The sequence below is a fragment of the Klebsiella sp. 2-CIP_Kleb. genome, assembly GCF_050378715.1.
Lineage (GTDB): Bacteria > Pseudomonadota > Gammaproteobacteria > Enterobacterales > Enterobacteriaceae > Klebsiella > Klebsiella quasipneumoniae.
Window position 1 is genome coordinate 133419 of sequence record NZ_JBNRLG010000005.1, and the last position, 18894, is coordinate 152312.

At 57.7% G+C, this 18894-nt stretch carries 17 protein-coding genes and 1 pseudogene; 13 read left to right on the plus strand and 5 right to left on the minus strand.

Annotated elements, in window-relative coordinates; all coding sequences use genetic code 11:
• The first annotated feature begins 153 nt into the window (after window positions 1-153).
• The 4 genes from dnaK to nhaR all read left to right on the plus strand — a co-directional run bounded on the left by dnaK (window position 154) and on the right by nhaR (window position 5593).
• A complete protein-coding gene (gene dnaK, locus ACQUTP_RS17555) occupies window positions 154-2070 on the plus strand; it encodes a molecular chaperone DnaK (protein ID WP_004204234.1) in 1917 nt (638 codons plus the stop codon).
• 87 nt (window positions 2071-2157) lie between these two features.
• Complete coding sequence (gene dnaJ, locus ACQUTP_RS17560; RefSeq protein ID WP_002887955.1) at window positions 2158-3291, plus strand: molecular chaperone DnaJ; 1134 nt, start codon at window positions 2158-2160, stop codon at window positions 3289-3291.
• 176 nt (window positions 3292-3467) lie between these two features.
• Entirely contained in the window at window positions 3468-4643 is a 1176-nt protein-coding gene (nhaA, locus tag ACQUTP_RS17565) for a Na+/H+ antiporter NhaA (protein ID WP_017901221.1), read from the plus strand.
• A 53-nt stretch (window positions 4644-4696) separates the two neighbouring features.
• Complete coding sequence (gene nhaR, locus ACQUTP_RS17570; protein ID WP_002887961.1) at window positions 4697-5593, plus strand: transcriptional activator NhaR; 897 nt, start codon at window positions 4697-4699, stop codon at window positions 5591-5593.
• Between the two features lie 108 nt (window positions 5594-5701).
• Here the strand turns inward: nhaR and rpsT are convergent, their stop codons facing one another.
• Window positions 5702-5965: a 30S ribosomal protein S20 gene (rpsT, locus tag ACQUTP_RS17575; RefSeq protein WP_002887965.1), complete on the minus strand. Its 264-nt coding sequence runs from the start codon at window positions 5963-5965 to the stop codon at window positions 5702-5704.
• Window positions 5966-6081: 116 nt separating this feature from the next.
• Here rpsT and ACQUTP_RS17580 point away from each other — a divergent pair.
• The 8 genes and pseudogenes from ACQUTP_RS17580 to ACQUTP_RS17615 all read left to right on the plus strand — a co-directional run.
• A pseudogene (locus ACQUTP_RS17580) lies at window positions 6082-6287 on the plus strand (DUF2575 domain-containing protein); the annotation flags it as partial.
• Between the two features lie 7 nt (window positions 6288-6294).
• The gene (ribF, locus tag ACQUTP_RS17585) at window positions 6295-7233 is read left to right on the plus strand and encodes a bifunctional riboflavin kinase/FAD synthetase (RefSeq protein ID WP_004204236.1); all 939 of its coding nucleotides are present in this window, start codon (window positions 6295-6297) and stop codon (window positions 7231-7233) included.
• Between the two features lie 43 nt (window positions 7234-7276).
• The gene (ileS, locus tag ACQUTP_RS17590) at window positions 7277-10093 is read left to right on the plus strand and encodes an isoleucine--tRNA ligase (RefSeq protein WP_285755761.1); all 2817 of its coding nucleotides are present in this window, start codon (window positions 7277-7279) and stop codon (window positions 10091-10093) included.
• Complete coding sequence (gene lspA / locus ACQUTP_RS17595) at window positions 10093-10593, plus strand: signal peptidase II (protein ID WP_004204239.1); 501 nt, start codon at window positions 10093-10095, stop codon at window positions 10591-10593. The genes ileS and lspA overlap by 1 nt, the downstream gene beginning before the upstream one ends.
• A gap of 116 nt (window positions 10594-10709) precedes the next feature.
• Window positions 10710-11159, plus strand: coding sequence for an FKBP-type peptidyl-prolyl cis-trans isomerase (gene fkpB / locus ACQUTP_RS17600; RefSeq protein ID WP_004204241.1), 450 nt, complete (start codon window positions 10710-10712; stop codon window positions 11157-11159).
• 1 nt (window position 11160) lies between these two features.
• Window positions 11161-12111: a 4-hydroxy-3-methylbut-2-enyl diphosphate reductase gene (gene ispH, locus ACQUTP_RS17605; RefSeq protein WP_002887979.1), complete on the plus strand. Its 951-nt coding sequence runs from the start codon at window positions 11161-11163 to the stop codon at window positions 12109-12111.
• Window positions 12112-12178: 67 nt separating this feature from the next.
• Window positions 12179-13093, plus strand: coding sequence for a ribonucleoside hydrolase RihC (gene rihC, locus ACQUTP_RS17610; protein WP_004204242.1), 915 nt, complete (start codon window positions 12179-12181; stop codon window positions 13091-13093).
• Between the two features lie 29 nt (window positions 13094-13122).
• A complete protein-coding gene (locus ACQUTP_RS17615; protein WP_049004272.1) occupies window positions 13123-13473 on the plus strand; it encodes a DUF805 domain-containing protein in 351 nt (116 codons plus the stop codon).
• Here the strand turns inward: ACQUTP_RS17615 and ACQUTP_RS17620 are convergent.
• Window positions 13436-14365 carry a LysR family transcriptional regulator gene (locus tag ACQUTP_RS17620; protein ID WP_049093225.1) on the minus strand — a complete coding sequence of 310 codons (930 nt, stop codon included), beginning with the start codon at window positions 14363-14365 and terminating at the stop codon, window positions 13436-13438. The genes ACQUTP_RS17615 and ACQUTP_RS17620 overlap by 38 nt on opposite strands.
• A 92-nt stretch (window positions 14366-14457) precedes the next feature.
• Between ACQUTP_RS17620 and ACQUTP_RS17625 the strand changes: the two genes are divergently transcribed.
• Window positions 14458-15087: a serine-tRNA(Ala) deacylase AlaX gene (locus ACQUTP_RS17625; RefSeq protein ID WP_032455534.1), complete on the plus strand. Its 630-nt coding sequence runs from the start codon at window positions 14458-14460 to the stop codon at window positions 15085-15087.
• Between the two features lie 5 nt (window positions 15088-15092).
• Here the strand turns inward: ACQUTP_RS17625 and citB are convergent, their stop codons facing one another.
• The 3 genes from citB to ACQUTP_RS17640 form a co-directional block, all read right to left on the minus strand.
• The gene (gene citB, locus ACQUTP_RS17630) at window positions 15093-15797 is read right to left on the minus strand and encodes a citrate response regulator transcription factor CitB (RefSeq protein WP_004204247.1); all 705 of its coding nucleotides are present in this window, start codon (window positions 15795-15797) and stop codon (window positions 15093-15095) included.
• On the minus strand, window positions 15790-17418 hold the full coding sequence (gene citA / locus ACQUTP_RS17635) for a citrate sensor histidine kinase CitA (protein WP_048322953.1): 1629 nt from the start codon (window positions 17416-17418) through the stop codon (window positions 15790-15792). Before citA ends, citB begins: the two co-directional genes overlap by 8 nt.
• 165 nt (window positions 17419-17583) lie before the next feature.
• Entirely contained in the window at window positions 17584-18885 is a 1302-nt protein-coding gene (locus ACQUTP_RS17640) for an oxaloacetate decarboxylase subunit beta (RefSeq protein ID WP_004204249.1), read from the minus strand.
• Window positions 18886-18894: the final 9 nt, after the last annotated feature.

Consider the following 18894-nt stretch of genomic DNA (forward strand, 5'->3'; position numbering starts at 1 on the left):
CCCCTTGATGCCGGGGTGGGCGACCCCATCTTGTAGTCAACCGCAGTGAAGAACCTGAAAAAAAATGATGTCTGGGCAGTTGAAACCGCAGGTTTCGCCCTTATTACAGGTTCACAACCACATGTTGATCGAATTTTTAGTGGAGACGTTTAGATGGGTAAAATTATTGGTATCGACCTGGGTACTACCAACTCTTGTGTAGCGATTATGGATGGCACTACTGCACGCGTGCTGGAGAACGCCGAAGGCGATCGCACCACGCCTTCTATCATTGCCTATACCCAGGATGGTGAAACTCTGGTTGGTCAGCCGGCTAAACGTCAGGCAGTGACAAACCCGCAAAACACCCTGTTTGCGATTAAACGCCTGATTGGCCGACGCTTCCAGGACGAAGAAGTTCAGCGTGACGTTTCTATCATGCCATACAAAATTGTTGCCGCAGACAATGGCGACGCATGGCTGGATGTGAAAGGCACCAAAACTGCACCGCCGCAGATCTCTGCTGAAGTGCTGAAAAAAATGAAGAAAACGGCTGAAGATTACCTGGGTGAACCGGTAACTGAAGCGGTTATCACCGTACCGGCTTACTTCAACGATGCGCAACGTCAGGCCACCAAAGATGCTGGCCGTATCGCCGGTCTGGAAGTCAAACGTATCATCAACGAACCGACCGCGGCCGCGCTGGCGTACGGTCTGGATAAAGAAGTGGGCAACCGTACTATCGCGGTTTACGACCTCGGTGGTGGTACTTTCGATATCTCTATTATCGAAATCGACGAAGTGGATGGCGAAAAAACCTTCGAAGTACTGGCGACCAACGGTGACACCCACCTGGGCGGCGAAGACTTCGATACCCGTCTGATCAACTACCTCGTTGATGAATTTAAGAAAGATCAGGGCATTGACCTGCGCAACGACCCGCTGGCGATGCAGCGTCTGAAAGAAGCCGCTGAGAAAGCGAAGATTGAACTGTCTTCTGCTCAGCAGACCGACGTTAACCTGCCGTACATCACTGCAGATGCGACCGGTCCGAAACACATGAACATCAAAGTGACTCGCGCGAAACTGGAAAGCCTGGTAGAAGACCTGGTTAACCGTTCCATCGAGCCGCTGAAAGTAGCCCTGCAGGATGCCGGTCTGTCCGTTTCCGATATCAACGACGTGATCCTCGTTGGTGGTCAGACTCGTATGCCGATGGTGCAGAAGAAAGTGGCCGAGTTCTTTGGTAAAGAACCGCGTAAAGACGTTAACCCGGATGAAGCCGTGGCGATCGGTGCTGCCGTTCAGGGCGGTGTACTGACTGGTGATGTGAAAGACGTTCTGCTGCTCGACGTGACCCCGCTGTCGCTGGGTATCGAAACCATGGGCGGCGTGATGACTGCGCTGATCAGCAAAAACACCACCATCCCGACCAAGCACAGCCAGGTGTTCTCTACCGCTGAAGACAACCAGTCTGCGGTCACCATCCATGTGCTGCAGGGTGAGCGTAAACGCGCGTCTGATAACAAATCTCTGGGTCAGTTTAACCTGGATGGTATCAACCCGGCGCCGCGCGGCATGCCGCAGATCGAAGTGACCTTTGACATCGATGCTGACGGTATCCTGCACGTCTCCGCGAAAGACAAAAACAGCGGTAAAGAGCAGAAGATCACCATCAAAGCCTCTTCCGGTCTGAATGAAGAAGAAATTCAGAAAATGGTTCGCGAAGCGGAAGCTAACGCCGAATCTGACCGTAAGTTCGAAGAGCTGGTACAGACCCGCAACCAGGGCGACCATCTGCTGCACAGCACTCGCAAGCAGGTTGAAGAAGCAGGCGATAAACTGCCGGCTGACGACAAAACTGCCATCGAGTCTGCGCTGACCGCGCTGGAAACTTCGCTGAAAGGTGAAGACAAAGCGGACATCGAAGCGAAAATGCAGGCGCTGGCGCAGGCTTCCCAGAAGCTGATGGAAATCGCCCAGCAGCAGCATGCTCAGCAGCAGGCGGGTTCCGCTGACGCTCAGGCGAGCAACGCGAAAGACGACGATGTTGTCGACGCTGAGTTCGAAGAAGTGAAAGATAAAAAATAATCGCCCTTTGAACGGGTAAAACACTGGCACGGGCGAAGAGGTTTCCTCTCCGCCCGTGCACGCATGTTAAGGGGCTGAAAAACACCGATGGCAAAGCAAGATTACTACGAGATTTTAGGCGTCTCCAAAACAGCGGAAGAGCGTGAAATCAAAAAGGCTTATAAGCGCCTGGCCATGAAGTATCACCCGGACCGCAACCAGGGTGATAAAGAGGCCGAAGCCAAATTTAAAGAAATCAAAGAAGCGTATGAAATCCTGACTGATGCCCAGAAGCGTGCGGCCTACGATCAGTACGGCCACGCGGCCTTTGAGCAGGGCGGCATGGGCGGCGGCGGCGGTTTTGGCGGCGGTGCGGACTTCAGCGATATCTTTGGCGATGTTTTCGGCGATATCTTTGGCGGCGGACGTGGCCGGCAGCGCGCGGCGCGCGGCGCCGATCTCCGTTACAACATGGAGCTGACGCTGGAAGAAGCGGTACGTGGCGTCACCAAAGAGATCCGTATTCCGACGCTGGAAGAGTGCGACGTCTGCCACGGCAGCGGCGCCAAAGCAGGCAGCAAACCGCAAACCTGTCCGACCTGTCATGGCGCAGGCCAGGTACAGATGCGTCAGGGCTTCTTTGCGGTACAGCAGACCTGTCCGCACTGTCAGGGACGCGGTACGCTGATTAAAGATCCGTGCAATAAATGTCATGGTCACGGCCGCGTTGAGAAGACCAAAACCCTGTCGGTTAAAATCCCGGCGGGCGTGGATACCGGGGACCGGATCCGTCTGGCGGGTGAAGGTGAAGCCGGCGAGCATGGCGCACCGGCAGGCGATCTGTACGTTCAGGTTCAGGTGAAGCAGCACGCTATCTTTGAGCGTGAAGGCAATAACCTGTACTGCGAAGTGCCGATCAACTTCACCATGGCAGCGCTGGGCGGCGAGATTGAGGTCCCGACGCTCGACGGCCGCGTCAATCTCAAGATTCCGGGCGAAACCCAGACCGGCAAACTGTTCCGCATGCGCGGCAAAGGCGTGAAATCCGTTCGCGGCGGCGCGCAGGGCGATCTGCTGTGCCGGGTGGTGGTGGAGACGCCGGTGGGGCTGAACGAGAAGCAGAAGCAGCTGCTGAAAGAGCTGCAGGAAAGCTTCGGCGGCCCGACCGGGGAAAACAACAGCCCGCGTTCGAAAAGCTTCTTCGACGGTGTGAAGAAGTTCTTCGACGATTTGACCCGCTAATTCCGCTTTCGCTGACTCCTGGCCCGGGCCTTTGCTGCCCGGGCTTTTTTTGTCTTATCGCTCCTCTTTGATACGTAAAAATCGAATGTTTACTCAACTTAAATCTGATTTTTTCGAGTTATCAGTTTGTGTATTATGCTTTTATCGAGTTATTCACCAACAGGATGAAAGTAAAAGTGAAACATCTGCAACGATTCTTCAGTAGCGATGCTTCCGGCGGCATTGTCTTAATCATCGCCGCGGTGCTGGCGATGGTCATGGCCAATACCAGCGTGACCAGCGGTCTGTATCACTCCTTCCTTGATACGCCTGTACAGCTGCGGGTGGGGGCGCTGGAGATCAACAAGAATATGCTGCTCTGGATCAATGATGCCCTGATGGCGGTGTTCTTCTTGCTGATTGGCCTCGAGGTCAAACGCGAGCTGATTCAGGGCTCGCTGGCGAGTCGTCGTCAGGCGGTCTTTCCAGTGATTGCCGCGCTCGGCGGGATGATCGTCCCGGCGCTGGTCTATCTTGCCTTTAACGCTCAGGATCCTGTCGCCAGAGAGGGATGGGCGATCCCGGCAGCGACGGATATTGCCTTTGCCCTTGGCGTGCTGGCGCTGTTAGGCAGCCGCGTCCCGACGGCGCTAAAGATTTTCCTGATGGCGCTGGCGATCATTGATGACCTGGGGGCTATCGTGATTATCGCGCTGTTTTATACCCACGACCTGTCAATGCTCTCGTTGGGCGTGGCGGCGGCGGCGATTGCGGTGCTGGTGGCCCTGAATCTGAGCGGCGTGCGGCGCACTGGGATCTATATTCTGGTCGGCGCGGTACTGTGGACGGCGGTGCTGAAGTCCGGCGTTCACGCGACGCTTGCCGGAGTCATCGTCGGCTTTATGATTCCGTTACAGGAAAAGCAGGGTAAATCCCCGGCCAAAGCGCTTGAGCATGTCCTGCACCCGTGGGTCGCGTTTATGATCCTACCGCTGTTTGCCTTTGCCAACGCGGGTGTCTCGTTGCAAGGGGTCACACTTGATGGACTGACGTCGCTGCTGCCTCTGGGCATCATGGCCGGCCTGTTTATCGGTAAGCCGCTGGGGATCAGCCTGTTCTGCTGGCTGGCCCTGAAGCTGAAGTGGGCCTCGCTGCCGGAGGGGACCACCTGCGGGCAGATTATGGCGGTGGGTATCCTGTGCGGGATTGGCTTTACGATGTCGATTTTTATCGCCAGTCTCGCCTTTGGCAACGTGGATCCCGCGTTGATCAACTGGGCCAAGCTTGGCATCTTAATCGGCTCAGTGTTATCGGCCGTCACCGGATACCTCATACTGCGTCAGCGCGCGACGGATACTCGCCTCGCGGTATAACCTTTCTGCGGAGGGCCTCTCCGGCCCTCCAGGACATTATCAGGGAGAGAAGCATGTCACATATCAACTACAACCATCTGTACTACTTCTGGCACGTCTATAAAGAAGGGTCTGTCGTGGGCGCGGCGGAGGCGCTGTTTCTGACGCCGCAGACCATTACCGGGCAGATCAAAGCGCTGGAGGAGCGTCTGCAGGGTAAATTATTCAAGCGCAAGGGAAGAGGGCTGGAGCCGAGCGAGCTCGGGGAGTTGGTCTTCCGCTATGCCGACCGGATGTTTACCCTGAGCCAGGAGATGCTCGACATCGTCAACTATCGCAAAGAGTCTAATCTGCTGTTTGACGTCGGCGTGGCCGATGCGCTCTCGAAGCGGCTGGTCAGCGGCGTGCTGGATGCCGCCGTTGTCGAAAGCGAGCAGATTCATCTGCGCTGTTTTGAATCCACCCATGAGCTGCTGCTGGAGCAGTTGAGCCAGCATAAGCTCGATATGATTATCTCTGACTGCCCGATCGACTCGACGCAGCAGGAAGGGCTGTTTTCGGTGAAGATTGGCGAGTGTAGCGTCAGCTTCTGGTGTATGAACCCGGCGCCGACGAAGCCGTTCCCGGCTTGTCTCGAAGAGCGACGGCTGCTAATCCCCGGCCGACGATCGATGCTGGGACGTAAGCTGCTGAACTGGATTAATGTGCAGGGTCTGAAGGTGGAGATTCTCGGCGAGTTTGACGACGCGGCGCTCATGAAAGCCTTTGGCGCTGCGCATAATGCGATATTTGTCGCGCCGACGCTCTACGCGCATGATTTCTATCATGATGAATCGATTGTCGAAATTGGCCGCATGGATAGCGTGATGGAGGAGTATCACGCTATTTTCGCCGAACGGATGATTCAGCATCCGGCGGTACAGCGCATCTGCAATCGCGATTATTCGTCGCTGTTTACTGAACCCAGATAGCCGGAAAGCGTGGCTGGCGTGGCTCAGGTCGCGCCAGGGCGGGGAAGATGACAGGCATAAAAAAACCCGCTTTCGCGGGTTTTTTCACAAAGCGACAACAAGCAGCGATTAAGCCAGTTTGTTGATCTGAGCGGTCAGGTTAGCCTTATGACGCGCAGCTTTGTTTTTGTGGATCAGACCTTTAGCAGCCTGACGGTCCACGATTGGTTGCATTTCGTTAAATGCTTTTTGTGCAGCAGCTTTGTCGCCAGCTTCGATAGCTGCGTATACTTTCTTGATGAAAGTACGCATCATAGAGCGACGGCTAGCGTTGTGCTTGCGAGCCTTTTCAGACTGAACGGCGCGCTTCTTAGCTGATTTGATATTAGCCAAGGTCCAACTCCCAAATGTGTTCTATATGGACAATTCAAAGGCCGAGGAATATGCCCGTTTAGCCTTCTTTTGTCAATGGATTTGTGCAAATAAGCGCCGTTTAACACCACAGCGCTTCATTACGTAGTGATGGCGCAAGATTCTACCAGCTTGTTGCAGGCGAATACAGCTTTTCCACCATAAAAATCGCCGGGGGCGGGCGGTTTTCCCGCTTACCCGCGCTGAGTGAATGAATTCCTGAGAACTTTCGTTGCCGAGGAGCAATCGCTGGTTAACGTTGACAGTTGTACAAGGTATACTCGGACGATTTTCACTGTTTTGAGCCAGACATGAAGCTGATACGCGGCATACATAATCTCAGTCAGGCCCCGCACGGGTGCGTGCTGACCATTGGCAATTTTGACGGCGTGCATCGTGGGCATCAGGCGCTGCTGCAGCGATTGCGCGAAGAGGGCCGCCAGCGCGGTTTACCGGTGGTGGTGATGATTTTCGAACCCCAGCCGCTCGAGCTTTTTGCCGCCGATAAAGCCCCGGCGCGGTTGACCCGCCTGCGTGAAAAGCTGAGCTATCTGGCTGAAAGCGGGGTCGACTATGTGCTGTGCGTTCGCTTCGACCGCCGGTTCGCCGCGCTGACGGCGCAGGATTTTATCAGTGAACTGCTGGTGCGCCGCCTGGGCGTGCAGTTCCTTGCCGTCGGTGACGATTTCCGCTTTGGCGCTGGTCGCCAGGGGGATTTCTTGTTATTACAAAAGGCGGGGGCGGAATACGGCTTCGACGTCACCAGCACCCAAACCTTCTGCGAAGGCGGGGTGCGGATCAGCAGCACGGCGGTGCGTCAGGCGCTGGCCGATGACGATCTTCTTCTTGCGGAGACGCTGCTCGGCCATCCGTTTAGCATTTCCGGACGCGTCGTGCATGGCGACGAACTGGGCCGTACCATAGGTTTTCCGACGGCGAACTTACCGCTGCGTCGTCAGGTTTCCCCGGTTAAAGGGGTCTATGCGGTAGAAGTGACAGGTCTGGGCGACAAACCGATCGCCGGTGTCGCCAATATTGGCACCCGTCCAACGGTAGCGGGCGTGCGTCAGCAGCTCGAAGTGCATCTGTTGGACGTTGTAATGGACCTCTACGGTCGCCATATCAATGTAGTACTGCGTAAAAAGATACGTAATGAGCAGCGGTTTGCGTCGCTGGACGAGCTGAAGGCGCAAATCGCACGTGATGAGTTAACGGCCCGCGAATTATTTGGGCTGACCAGCCAGGCCTGAGCCACTGGTGTTTATCAAACCGAAATACGGAACCGAGAATCTGATGAGTGACTATAAATCGACCCTGAATTTGCCGGAAACAGGGTTCCCTATGCGTGGCGACCTCGCCAAACGCGAACCGGGAATGCTGGCGCGTTGGACCGATGATGACCTGTACGGCATCATTCGTGCAGCCAAAAAAGGCAAAAAAACCTTCATTCTGCATGATGGCCCTCCTTATGCGAATGGCAGCATTCATATTGGTCACTCGGTAAACAAGATTCTGAAAGACATTATCGTTAAGTCCAAAGGACTGACGGGCTATGACTCGCCTTACGTTCCGGGCTGGGACTGCCACGGTCTGCCGATCGAGCTGAAAGTAGAGCAGGAATACGGCAAGCCGGGTGAGAAGTTCACCGCAGCAGAATTCCGCGCCAAGTGCCGCGAATATGCCGCCGAGCAGATCGACGGCCAGCGTAAAGACTTTATTCGCCTCGGCGTGCTGGGCGACTGGTCGCATCCGTACCTGACCATGGACTTCAAAACCGAAGCCAATATCATTCGCGCGCTGGGCAAAATCATCGGCAACGGCCATCTGCATAAAGGCGCCAAGCCGGTGCACTGGTGCGTAGACTGCCGTTCCGCGCTGGCGGAAGCGGAAGTGGAGTATTACGACAAGACTTCCCCATCCATCGACGTGGCGTTCCACGCGGTAGATAAAGCCGCGGTGCTGGCGAAATTCGGCGTCGCCGACGTCAACGGCCCGGTGTCGCTGGTTATCTGGACCACCACTCCGTGGACCCTGCCGGCTAACCGTGCCATCTCCCTGTCGCCGGAGTTCGACTATGCGCTGGTGCAGGTTGACGGTCAGGCGCTGATCCTGGCGAAAGACCTGGTCGAGAGCGTGATGAAGCGCGTTGGCGCGGCCGATTACACCATCCTGGCGGCGGTGAACGGCGCCGAGCTTGAACTGATGCGTTTCCAGCATCCGTTCCTGGATTTCGACGTGCCGGCGATCCTTGGCGACCACGTGACGCTGGATGCCGGTACCGGCGCGGTGCATACCGCCGGCGGCCACGGTCCGGACGACTACACGATCAGCCAGAAATACGGTCTGGAAATCGCTAACCCGGTTGGCCCGGACGGAGCTTATCTGCCAGGCACCTATCCGGCCCTGGACGGTATCAACGTCTTCAAAGCCAACGATATCATCGTTGAGATGCTGCGTGAGCGCGGCGCGCTGCTGCATGTGGAAAAAATGCAGCACAGCTATCCGTGCTGCTGGCGCCACAAGTCGCCGATCATCTTCCGCGCCACCCCGCAGTGGTTCGTGAGCATGGATCAGAAAGGTCTGCGCGCGCAGTCGCTGAAAGAGATCAAAGGCGTGCAGTGGATCCCGGACTGGGGCCAGGCGCGTATCGAATCGATGGTCGCCAACCGTCCTGACTGGTGTATCTCCCGTCAGCGTACCTGGGGCGTGCCGATGTCGCTGTTCGTGCATAAAGAAACCCACGAACTGCACCCGCGTACCCTTGAGTTGATGGAAGAAGTCGCGAAGCGTGTTGAAGTCGACGGCATCCAGGCGTGGTGGGATCTCGATTCCCGCGACATCCTTGGCGATGACGCTGACAGCTACGAGAAAGTGCCGGATACCCTCGACGTCTGGTTTGACTCCGGATCGACCCACTCTTCCGTGGTTGACGTGCGTCCGGAATTCGCCGGTCACGCCGCCGATATGTATCTGGAAGGCTCCGACCAGCATCGTGGCTGGTTCATGTCCTCGCTGATGATTTCCACGGCGATGAAAGGCAAAGCGCCATATCGTCAGGTACTGACCCACGGCTTCACCGTCGATGGTCAGGGGCGCAAAATGTCCAAGTCTATCGGCAACACCGTTAGCCCGCAGGACGTGATGAACAAGTTGGGCGCCGACATCCTGCGACTGTGGGTGGCTTCCACCGACTACACCGGCGAAATGGCGGTCTCTGACGAGATCCTCAAACGCGCCGCGGACAGCTATCGTCGTATCCGTAACACCGCGCGCTTCCTGCTGGCGAACCTGAACGGTTTCGATCCGGCAAAAGACATGGTCAAACCGGAAGAGATGGTGGTGCTGGATCGCTGGGCGGTCGGCTGCGCGCAGGCGGCACAGGAAGATATCCTGAAAGCCTACGAATCCTACGACTTCCACGAAGTGGTGCAGCGCCTGATGCGCTTCTGCTCCATTGAGATGGGCTCGTTCTACCTCGACATCATCAAAGACCGCCAGTACACCGCTAAGGCGGACAGCGTGGCGCGTCGCAGCTGCCAGACCGCGCTGTTCCACATCGTGGAAGCGCTGGTGCGCTGGATGGCGCCGATCATGTCCTTCACTGCGGACGAAATCTGGGGTTACCTGCCGGGCGAGCGTGAGAAATACGTCTTTACCGGCGAATGGTATCAGGGTCTCTTCGGCCTGGCCGACGACGAAGCGATGAATGACGGCTTCTGGGATGAGCTGCTGAAAGTCCGTGGCGAAGTCAACAAAGTGATCGAGCAGGCGCGTGCGGATAAGAAAGTCGGTGGTTCGCTGGAAGCTGCGGTGACGCTGTATGCTGATGCCGACCTGGCCGCTAAGCTCAACGCACTGGGGGATGAATTGCGATTTGTCCTGTTGACCTCCGGGGCGAACGTCGCAGACTATGCGAGCGCATCTGCTGATGCGCAGCAGAGCGAACTGCTCAAAGGGCTGAAAGTCGCATTGAGTAAAGCTGAAGGTGAGAAATGCCCGCGCTGCTGGCATTACACCACCGATATCGGCAAGGTGGCGGAACACGCGGAAATCTGCGGACGCTGTGTGAGCAACGTCGCCGGTGACGGCGAGCAACGTAAATTCGCCTGATGAGTAAATCGATCTGTTCAACGGGGCTACGCTGGCTGTGGGTGGTCGTAGCCGTGCTGATTATCGATCTGGGCAGCAAATTCCTGATCCTCCAGAACTTCGCTCTGGGGGAGACGGTTCCGCTGTTCCCGTCGCTTAATCTGCATTATGCCCGCAACTATGGCGCGGCCTTTAGCTTCCTCGCCGACAGCGGCGGCTGGCAGCGCTGGTTCTTTTCCGGGATCGCGATCGGCATTTGCGTGGTGCTGACGGTGCTGATGTACCGTTCGAAGGCGTCGCAAAAGCTGAACAATATTGCCTACGCCCTGATTATCGGCGGCGCGCTGGGCAACTTGTTCGATCGCCTGTGGCACGGCTTTGTGGTCGATATGATCGACTTCTACGTCGGCGACTGGCACTTCGCTACTTTCAACCTCGCCGATAGCGCTATCTGCATCGGCGCGGCGATGATTGTGCTGGAAGGCTTCTTGCCGAAACCGACCGCAAAAGAGCAGGTGTAAATGTTAATGCCGGGTGGCGCCACGCCTGCCCGGCCTACAGAATGTGTGGTCTCCCGTCGCCCGGTAAGCGTAGCGCCTCCGGGCAACAGGTGACCTAAAACAAGCGAGCAATTTGCATGTCTAAATCCGTACAGAGCAACAGCGCGGTTCTCGTTCACTTCACGCTGAAGCTGGACGATGGATCCACCGCCGAGTCCACCCGTAACAATGGCAAACCGGCGCTGTTTCGCCTCGGCGACACCTCCCTGTCTGAAGGGCTGGAGCAACAGCTTCTTGGTCTGAAAGAGGGCGAGAAAAAGGCCTTTTCGCTGGAGCCTGACGCCGCTTTTGGCGTCCCGAGCCCGGACCTGATTCAGTATTTCTCTCGCCGCGAGTTTATCGACGCCGGCGAGCCGGAGATCGGCGCGATTATGCTCTTTACCGCAATGGATGGCAGCGAAATGCCTGGCGTGATCCGTGAAGTGAACGGCGATTCCATCACCGTCGACTTCAACCATCCGCTGGCCGGGCGCACCGTTCATTTTGATATTGAAGTGCTGGAGATCGATCCGGCGCTGGAGGAGTAACATGCAGATCCTGTTGGCTAACCCGCGCGGCTTTTGCGCTGGCGTTGACCGCGCTATCAGCATTGTAGAAAACGCGCTGACGCTGTACGGCGCGCCGATCTATGTTCGTCATGAAGTGGTGCATAACCGCTATGTAGTGGATAGCCTGCGCAAGCGCGGCGCCATATTTATCGAACAGATCAGCGAAGTACCGGACGGCGCGATCCTGATTTTCTCCGCTCACGGCGTATCGCAGGCGGTACGGAATGAAGCGAAGAGCCGCGACCTGACGGTGTTCGACGCCACCTGTCCGCTGGTGACGAAAGTGCATATGGAAGTCGCCCGCGCCAGCCGCCGTGGCGAAGAGTCGATTCTGATCGGCCATGCCGGACACCCGGAAGTCGAAGGCACTATGGGGCAGTACAATAACCCGCAAGGGGGCATGTACCTTGTCGAGTCGCCGGAAGATGTTCTCAAGCTGGAAGTCAAAAACGACGCCCGGCTGTCGTTTATGACCCAGACCACCCTCTCGGTGGACGATACCTCTGATGTGATTGACGCGCTGCGCGCGCGTTTCCCGAAAATCGTCGGCCCGCGCAAAGACGACATTTGCTATGCCACCACTAACCGTCAGGAAGCGGTGCGCGCGCTGGCGGAGCAGGCTGACGTGGTGCTGGTGGTCGGTTCGAAAAACTCCTCCAACTCTAACCGCCTCGCCGAACTGGCGCAGCGGATGGGTAAGGCAGCCTACCTGATTGACGATGCCTCCGATATTCAGGAAGCCTGGGTCAAGGATGCGGCCTGCGTCGGCGTGACGGCGGGCGCATCGGCGCCGGATATTCTGGTGCAGAACGTTATCACCCGGCTGCAGGAGCTGGGCGGTGGCGAAGCGGTGCCGCTGGAAGGCCGAGAAGAGAATATCGTTTTTGAAGTGCCGAAAGAGCTGCGTGTGGATGTCCGTGAAGTAGAGTAAGTTCTTTCCGCCTGCAATATGAGAAGATGCCAGACTTAACGTCTGGCATTTTTTTTAGGGAGAAACCATGCGCTTACCGATCATTCTTGATACTGACCCGGGCATCGACGATGCTGCCGCCATTGCTGCGGCGCTGTTCGCTCCCGAGCTGGATCTGCAGCTAATGACCACCGTGGCGGGCAATGTCTCGGTGGAGAAGACGACCCGTAACGCGCTGCAGCTGCTGCACTTCTGGCATGCCGATGTGCCGCTGGCGCAGGGCGCTTCGATGCCGCTGGTGCGTCCCCTGCGCGATGCCGCTTCGGTGCATGGCGAATCCGGTATGGAAGGGTATGACTTTGTTGAGCATCAACGTCAGCCGCTGGCGAAGCCGGCCTTCCAGGCGATCCGTGATGCGCTTATGCACGCTGCCGAGCCGATCACTCTGGTGGCGATTGGCCCGCTGACCAATATTGCGCTGCTGCTGACCCAGTATCCGGAATGCGTATTCAACATTCGCCGGCTGGTGATCATGGGCGGCTCGGCGGGCCGCGGCAACTTTACGCCGAATGCCGAATTCAATATTGCCATCGACCCGGAAGCTGCCGCGAAAGTCTTCCACAGCGGGCTGGAGATTGTGATGTGCGGGCTGGACGTCACCAATCGGGCGCTGTTGACGGCGGATTATCTGGCAACCCTGCCGACGCTGAACCAGACCGGTAAAATGCTCCATGCGCTGTTTAGCCACTATCGCAGCGGCAGCATGAGCAGTGGTCTGCGAATGCACGATCTCTGCGCTATCGCATGGCTGGCCCGCCCGGAACTGTTCACTCTGCAGCCATGTTTTGTGGCGGTGGAGACGCAGGGCACCTGGACCGCCGGCACCACGGTGGTGGATATTGAAGGACGACTGGGTCAGCCGGCGAACGCCCAGGTGGCGCTGGATATCGACGTGGAAGGGTTTCAGCGCTGGGCGGCGGAGGTGATTGCCCTGGCGCCGTAATACCCACCCAATCTTCAAGGAGAGAAGCAATGACCTATGGACAGGCGTATTTGAGCGGCTGGAAAGAGACCTTTAATTTTAGCGGCCGGGCCAGCCGACAGCAGTTCTGGACGTTTTTTCTTATCAATCTACTGATCGCCAGCGCGCCGCTGGCCGTCTGGTGTCTGGCAACCCGCCTAGACCCTCGCTACGGCATCCTCAGCTTTGTGGTCATACCCTTTGCGGCGCTGTGGCTGCTATTGATGGCGATCCCCCTGCTGGCAGTTGGCTGCCGGCGGATGCATGACATCGGCCGCTCCGGGATCTGGTTCGTGCTGGGGGTTATCATTCCGTGGTTTGCGGTTATTTCGCTGGCTCTGTGCTGCCTGCGTTCAGCGTAGGCACCGTCTCGCTGAGATAATCAATCATCGCCCGCATTCTGGCGGGCATATGCTTATCTCCCGCCCACAGCAGCCACAGATCGCCGGAATAGCTGCTGATAAATTCCCACTCGGGCAGCACCTGCACAATGTCGCCATTCGCCAGCGCCTCGCGGGCGGTGAACAGCGGCAGGCTGCCGATCCCCAGATGCTGCTTAACCGCGTCGAGGCGCACGGCGGTATGGTTGGCGGCGTACCGCCCGTATGTTTGCACCGTTTCGGTTTTCCCTTCCCGACGGAACTTCCAGCGCGCGTCGGCAGGCGTTTCGCCAAGACTGATGCAACTGTGCGCCCGCAGTTCCTGCGGCGTGTGCGGCATACCGTGGCGCTGTAAATAGGCTTCAGTGGCGCAGATAACGTGCGTGACCGGCATCAGCGGTTTGCCATGCAGGCCGGGCGAGGGGGTATCGGTGATGCGTAGCGCCAGATCGATACCGTCATCGATAAAATCCAGAGGGCGATCTTCCAGCCGGAGGCAGACGTCAACCTGCGGGTAACGGTGAAAAAACGCCATCATCAGCGGATGGATCACAAAGCGGCCGATGGCTTTCGGTACGCTGAGCGTCAGCTTTCCCTGGGCGACCGTTTGGCGACTGCCGGCGGAATCCATCGCCTGTCGCGCCGCTTCCAGCATCTGCTGGGCATGCTGGTAAACCGTTTCCCCGGCATCGCTCAGACGCAGCTTGCGAGTGGTACGCTGCAGCAGTTTGCAGCCCATCTCTCGCTCCAGCCGTGACACGCTGCGGCTAACCGCGGAAGGGGTAATGCCGCTCTGGCGGGCGACGGCGGAGAAGCTGCCCTGGTCGACAATCTGTACGAAGAGGGCAAGGTCGGGCAGGAGGTTCAGATTCATTTGTGCCCCTGGAGCAAGAGTGCATTGGCGGATGATGGGATTATCGCTGTCGGTATTAATAATATACTGGGCGAACAGAGAGGAGAATCACTATGACTGAACGGGTTTATTACACCAGCGATGCTACCGACGGGCGCGCCCAGATCATCGCCTGCACTGCAGAAGCGGATGGCCGTTACGCCATCGAACTGGATCGGACGCTGTTTCACCCGCAAGGGGGCGGTCAACCGGCGGATTGCGGCTGGATTGCCGGACAGGCCGTTGAGACGGTGGTTGTGCGCGGCGACAGGGTGCTGCATATTCTGTCGCAACAGCTTCCCCTCGGTGAAGTGGAAATGAAAATTGATGCCCCCGCGAGACAGCTGCATGCTCGTCTGCATTCTGCCGGCCACCTGCTTGGCATGGCGGGCGAACAGCTTGGCTGGCAACCGGTGAAAGCGCACCACTGGCCCGGCGAAGGGCGGATAACCTTTGCCAGCAGGAATAGCGCCGCGCTGCCGGACGCCAGTGCGCTACTGGCGCTAGTAAAGGCATGGCAGGCGCAGGATTTACCGCGTCAGGTGACGTTCGCTGACGGCATGCGCAAAGTGGGATTCGGCGAGCTGCCCGCCTATCCCTGCGGTGGCACCCACGTCGCCCGTCTGGCGGAGCTGGGCGACATTGTCATTAGTCAGATTAAGATGAAGAAGGGGCAGTTGGTGATCAGCTATTCCCTGACGTAAACGTTTCAGTTCTGCTCAGGGTAGGTCTGTTTGACGCGATAAATACGCTCCGGTCGGCCAACCTTGCCGTAGCTGATTTCCGCTTCCAGAAAGTCGTTCTTCACTCCCTGTTCCAGATAACGGCGAGCGGTGGTTTTGCTGCTGCCAAGGATACGCGCCAGCGAGTCGGCGGTATGTACCACCGCCGGGTCGGCAAACAGCTGGAGTACGCGCTGAAAGGTGCTTTCATCGATCCCGCGTAGCGGTGCGCTGGCCGGTTCCGTCTGTTCCCGAGCCTGAATATTAAACAGCGCATCGACGTGGATCTGGCTGGCCTGTTCGCTGGAACGCAGCGAGCTGCGATAGCGGGCGAAGCGCTCCAGGGTGTGCTGCAGGCGCTGATAATGCACCGGCTTAATTAGATAGTCGAACACCCCCAAGCGCAGCGCTTCGCTGATGGTATCCATATGATTATCAGCGGTAATAAAGATGATCCGCCCCTTGTAATGGGTACTGACCGCATGGCGGATCAGATCGATACCTTTGCCATCAGGTAAGAAATTATCCAACAGGATCAGCTGCGGTTGATACAGTCTGAGTTGTTTCCTGGCGCTCTCGAGTTTATCCGCAATGCCAATGACGTCGAACTGGGGAAACTGTTTGATGTTATCCACCAGGATCTCCGCCAGCATAGGTTCGTCTTCAACGATAAGAGTGGTGATGCTATCCATGATGTTCATCTCGGGTCAGGGGAATATAAAGAGTAAAGATGGTGCCAAAGGGAAGGTTATTTTCGACGACGATGCTGCCGCCTGCCTGTTCCACGTAGCTGCGAACCAGCCAGAGTCCGATGCCATGATCTTTGCTGACGCTGCTGGTGACGCCGCGCTCGAAGATCCGATCGCGCAGCGTCTCGTCAATGCCGCATCCCTGATCGGCGACCTCGATAATCACTTCGTGGCCGTCGCTGTTGATCAGGCACTCTATCTGCTTTGAGCCCTGCGGCTGTTGCAGGCTGGCATTGTAGGCGTTATCAAGCAGATTCCCCACGATCGAGATCCATTCGTTGTGAGAAAGGGCGGTGGGTAATCTGTCGACGAAGCAGGCCGGATCGAAAACCAGTTCCAGACCGAGCTCTTTGGCGCGGTAATACTTGCCGATCAACAGCCCGGCCAGATGGTTATCCTGGAAATTCCGCGCGATAAAATCGATCACTTTCTGGTGGCTTTCCGACTGCTGTTGGATCAGATCCAGCGCATGATCGTAGCGTTTAAGAAACAGCAGGCCGGCGATGGTGGAGATCAGATTGCGATGCTCATGCTGCACGGCGCGCAGGTTATCGGCATACTGTTGCACCTGACTGAGCTGCAGGCTGAGGGTGTTGATATCGTCTTTACTACGAAAGCTGATCACCCAGCCCTGTGGCTCATTATTTAAGATCACCGCCATCCGGCTGGCGATCACTTTGATATGATTGAAGGTGACGATCTCGTCTTTTTTATTGGTCTGCGGCGCATCGTAGAAGAAAGCCTCCTGAGAAATAACGCTGCTGATCCCTTTACCGATAAGCGTCGGTTCCGGTTGGCTCAGGTTGAGCAGCCGGCGGGCAGTCTGATTAATCGCGGTGATCTTGTAACGGGAGTCGATGGCGATGAGCCCTTCGAACACGGATTCAAACAACACGCTTTGCTGGATCAACAGCTGCGACAGCTGTTGAGGTTCCATATTCAGCATCTGCTTTTTGATATGCAACGAGAAGCGGCGGGCGCAGTAGAGCAGGAGCAGTAACATGATCGCCATCGGGATCAGCAGCGAGCTTATCTGCAGGCTGAGCCAGTTCTCTAACTGTTCAATGGTATAGCCTACCGACACAATGCCAATCACCTTGCCGGTCTCGTCCTGAATCGGTGATTTACCGCGCAGCGAGGAGCCCAGCGAGCCTTTGCGCACTGACACGTAGCTTTTCGCGTTTAACAATGCTTCATCGCTATCGCCGCCCTCCATCGATTTGCCGATTTCATCAGGATTAACATGATAGAGGCGCTGGCCGTTGGCATCACCGACGGTGATATAGGTGGCGTCGGAGAACGAACGCATGGGATCGATAAGCGCTTTGATTCTGGCGAGATCGCGTTTCTGAACCGCTTCGACCAGCTCCGGCATCGCCGAAATCTGCATTGCCTGAATCAGCGCCCGCTGCCCGACCTGGTAATGCAGACGCTCTTCGGTAATGTCGGTCAGATACCATGACATCGCCAGCATAACGATCGTCGAGGTGAATAAGATCAGCAGGAAGATGCGATTCTGAAACGATCGCCTGGCAAACCAGTGGGTGATTTTTCGGGTATACATAGCGCCAATAGACATTAAATGATTAGTTTCCCCGTTTCGCGGCCCGAGAACCCGCAGATGGCGCACAGAACCGCTAATTTCAGAAAAGTGATCGATGGCAAGGGGGCGCTGTTAATCCTGACCCGGAGGCGAGGTAACGGCCACGCCTCCGGAGAGGATGCCGGCCTACATCGCCAGCACGTACTTGAGCATCACCCCGGCGGCGATCGCCGAGCCGATCACCCCAGCCACGTTCGGGCCCATGGCGTGCATCAGCAGGAAGTTCTGCCCGTCCGCTTCCAGACCCACCTTGTTCGACACCCGCGCCGCCATCGGCACCGCCGACACCCCGGCTGAACCGATCAGCGGGTTGATCGGGTTCTTACTGAACCTGTTCAGCAGCTTCGCCATCAGCACCCCGGCCGCGGTGCCCACGCAGAAGGCGATCACCCCCAGCAGCAGGATCCCCAGGGTCTGCGGCTGCAGGAACTTGTCCGCCACCAGCTTGGCTCCCACCGACAGCCCGAGGAAGATGGTCACGATGTTGATTAGCGCGTTCTGCACCGTGTCGCTCAGCCGCTCCACCACCCCGCTCTCGCGCATCAGGTTGCCGAAGCAGAACATCCCCAGCAGCGGCGCGGCGTCCGGCAGCAGGAGCGCCACCAGCAGCAACAGCACCGCCGGGAAGAGGATCTTCTCCCGCTTACTCACCGTACGCAGCTGCACCATGCGGATCTTCCGCTCCTTATTCGTGGTCAGCGCCTTCATGATCGGCGGCTGGATCAGCGGCACCAGCGCCATGTAGGAGTAGGCCGCCACCGCGATGGCCCCCAGCAGCTCCGGCGCCAGCTTGCCCGACAGGTAGATAGCCGTCGGGCCGTCGGCGCCGCCGATGATGCCGATGGCCGCCGCCTGCGGCAGGGTGAAGCTGATGATGCCGAAGTAGTTCAGCGTCAGCGCCCCGAGCACGGTGGCGAAGATACCGAACTGCGCCGCCGCCCCCAGCAGCAGGGTGCGCGGGTTGGCCAGCAGCGGGCCGAAATCGGTCATCGCCCCGACGCCCATGAAAATTACCAGCGGCGCGATGCCCGAGCCAATCGCCACCTTATAGAAGATGGCCAGCACCCCGGCGGAGTAGCCCATGTCCACCGCCAGGCTCTCCATCTGCCCCTGCACCGACGGCAGGGCCAGGGCCAGCGCGTCCTTAATGGCGTGGACGTCCGGCGCGCAGTGGAGCTTCGCGGCAATCACCGCCAGCTGCGCCGGGTCGTGGTGGGCCAGCAGGCTCTCCAGGGCGGTGAGCGCTAGCCCGGCCTCCGGAATATTGGAGAGCAGGCCGCCGAAGCCAATCGGCAGCAGCAGTAACGGCTCGAACTTCCTGGCAATCGCCAGCCAGAGCAGCAGCAGGCTGACCAGCAGCATCACCGCCTGGCCGAACCCCAGGTGCATCAGCCCCATCCCCTGAATCAGGGCGTTCAGACTTTCCATTTCCGCTCC